We start from the raw sequence: 2,355 nt of genomic DNA, 5'->3' as shown, positions 1-2,355 counted from the left end.
CCGGGCACTGCAGAGAATCACCTTATTCATCTCTCCATTATGCAACGCCAAAAATTGATACGTCCAAGAGGAGTGATTGCCTGCCCAATCTAAAGCCGTCAGCGTTAAAACTGTACTCCCTAACCGCTAGATGCACCCCTCAGGGATTAGTAGGCTTAAGTCGCTGCACCAACTTCTCTAGCTCTTCCTTTCCCGCATGACTTAAATAATCAAGAGTCTGCTTTTGCATGGCATAGTAGTGGCGTTCATTAGCTACGATTGGTGGCTTGATCTCTCGCCCACTGAGAGGAGGCTGTAAGTAAAAACAGTTCTCCTCGCCCAACTGTTGCCTCAAGGCATAATCTGTAACCAAATTATTGCCTGTAAATAGAGCGGTCAGCGAGAGTAGTTGCCATGATCCTAAACCCCACTGCCGAGATTGAGCAGCTGAGACTTTTTGCACATCTCGGCCTGTGTTCACCTGAACCACCACGATATCTTTTGGCTCTACCCTTTCAGGTGGTGGTGGACAAGGAAGATTCCATTCTGGAAAATCATGATTCCATCTCAGTCGTTCAGCTAGTCCACACACTCCGGGATTTCCTGCAATAAATCCACCATCAATCAACGGTATTGTCTCGATCAGCTTGCCATTGCGTCTATATGGTGCGGTAGTTCGACTAGGTCCTGTCTTGAGATGATCCTCAATCGCTTTCCTGTCACTAAGCAGGTGTGCAGGAAATACTCCTGGATAGGCACAAGATGCTCGACAAATTTCCCAGGCAGGAATATTTGCGTGCTCTGCTTTAGTATTTTTGAAGATAACCGCAGCTTGATTCCAAATGTCGTAGGCAGTGACAATCAAGGGCTTTTTAAGTTCACCGAACCGAACGTCTCGTCCAAGGCGGTGCTGAATAACACGTTCTAAACCAGAATCATCAAATAAAGTACGACTGAGTCCATCTCGAAAAATCTGTCCAATCTTACGTGGCAACCAATTCCAAAAATTAGGGAATATATCAATACCGTCTTGAATATAAAACCCTAAAAGCTCTTTTGCAGAAAAGCCTTGCGCTAATCCTAGTGCTAATAGACTACCTGTGGAGGTGCCTGCAATCAAATCAAAGTGTTGTCCTAGAGGCGCACCCAGTTCCTTCTCAATTTCAACTAGAATCGTTGCACTAACGACACCACGAATACCACCACCACTTAAAGCAAGAATTTTGTAAAGGCTCATGAACTTCTTTGATTAACTCGGGGAAGCTAGTGGTTCAAGTTTTAATTGGTAGAGACACTAGCTTTCACAAACTAGCCTCATTCGGCTCACGTCCCCGGAAGCTTTTATATTTCTTCACTAAATAGTTCTAATCAAGGGAAACGGAAACTATCGCTCTACCCTCAGCACCTTCAGTAGCAAACCCTTCTACATCAACCTCACTAGGATATTCAGCTTTCGTATGGAACGGAAAATGACGGGCTACATTGAAGGGACACTATTACCGAGAATTGGGAAGAGCAATGAGCCTGACTCAGGTTATTACTATCAAAATTGTGATTACAATCTGCTTTTGGTGCATACCGTTGCTGTTGGGGCCAAAGCCACTCTTTCAATGGATTGGTGTGCCATTCCCTCAACCAGAGGTTTTTGTCCGGTTATTAGGAGCAGCTTATGCCGCTCTCGTAGTTGCTTACTATCACGGACTGATAGAGGCAAGAACAACGGGTTCAGCAGTAACAACCGTTCGGATGGGGTTGGTAAGTAATGGCTTTGCCGCTTTGATCCTTGGTCTGTATGGAGTAGGTGGTGCTTGGGCAAACTGGCCGCCTTTAGCCCAAGCGTATATGTGGATTCCATTGATGGCAGCTAGTCTAATTACGATCGGGCTTTTAGTCACTGGATGGAATCAAATTACAGCTTCTGCCCCTAAACCGAAATCATAAGAATTGTTGGAAATAAAACCTATTTATAAGCAATGAGCCCTGGCTCTTGGCATGACTTCGGACGCAGCAAGTCGATCGCTAGCTTATGACTAAGTTTAATTCTGCTGAATATGTCACCTATAACTGCTCATATCGCAATCGGCTCCATAATGAACCGCCTGCACTTTGACTTCTGCGTTCACATCAGCGCACCATTGCCCATGATTGAGCCAGACCATGATGGGGTGATAGAAGCGCGCAATCGCTATTGCCAGAAAGCTTACTATAGCGATCGAGATTAGCAGCGCAATCGCTAGGTTTTTAGGGCGAATAGTCAGAGGCGATGGTCGCTGGCTCATGAGGGGATGGCAGAAGGGGCGGTTTGATTATGCCCCTAAGCAGGCAGGGCTAGTTTATTGACCGTAGAAAAAGCAGAATAGCGTCGATGTTTCTGCC

3 protein-coding genes are annotated in these 2,355 nt (G+C 45.8%); 1 reads left to right on the top strand and 2 read right to left on the bottom strand.

Going from position 1 to position 2,355, the window contains the following annotated elements; all coding sequences use genetic code 11:
- Positions 1–139 precede the first annotated feature (139 nt).
- Positions 140–1,216: a patatin-like phospholipase family protein gene (locus tag AC5I6P_RS06390; RefSeq protein WP_495692918.1), complete on the bottom strand. Its 1,077-nt coding sequence runs from the start codon at positions 1,214–1,216 to the stop codon at positions 140–142.
- A gap of 281 nt (positions 1,217–1,497) precedes the next feature.
- On the opposite strand from AC5I6P_RS06390, the gene AC5I6P_RS06385 reads away from it, so the two are divergent.
- Entirely contained in the window at positions 1,498–1,920 is a 423-nt protein-coding gene (locus AC5I6P_RS06385; protein ID WP_495692917.1) for a hypothetical protein, read from the top strand.
- A gap of 113 nt (positions 1,921–2,033) precedes the next feature.
- Here AC5I6P_RS06385 and AC5I6P_RS06380 read toward each other — a convergent pair whose 3' ends face one another.
- Positions 2,034–2,258 carry a hypothetical protein gene (locus AC5I6P_RS06380; protein ID WP_495692916.1) on the bottom strand — a complete coding sequence of 75 codons (225 nt, stop codon included), beginning with the start codon at positions 2,256–2,258 and terminating at the stop codon, positions 2,034–2,036.
- Positions 2,259–2,355: the final 97 nt, after the last annotated feature.

This window comes from Myxacorys sp. (assembly GCF_059501405.1).
Note: the sequence above shows the minus strand (reverse complement) of the source record. Positions and strands in the feature narration are given on the sequence as shown.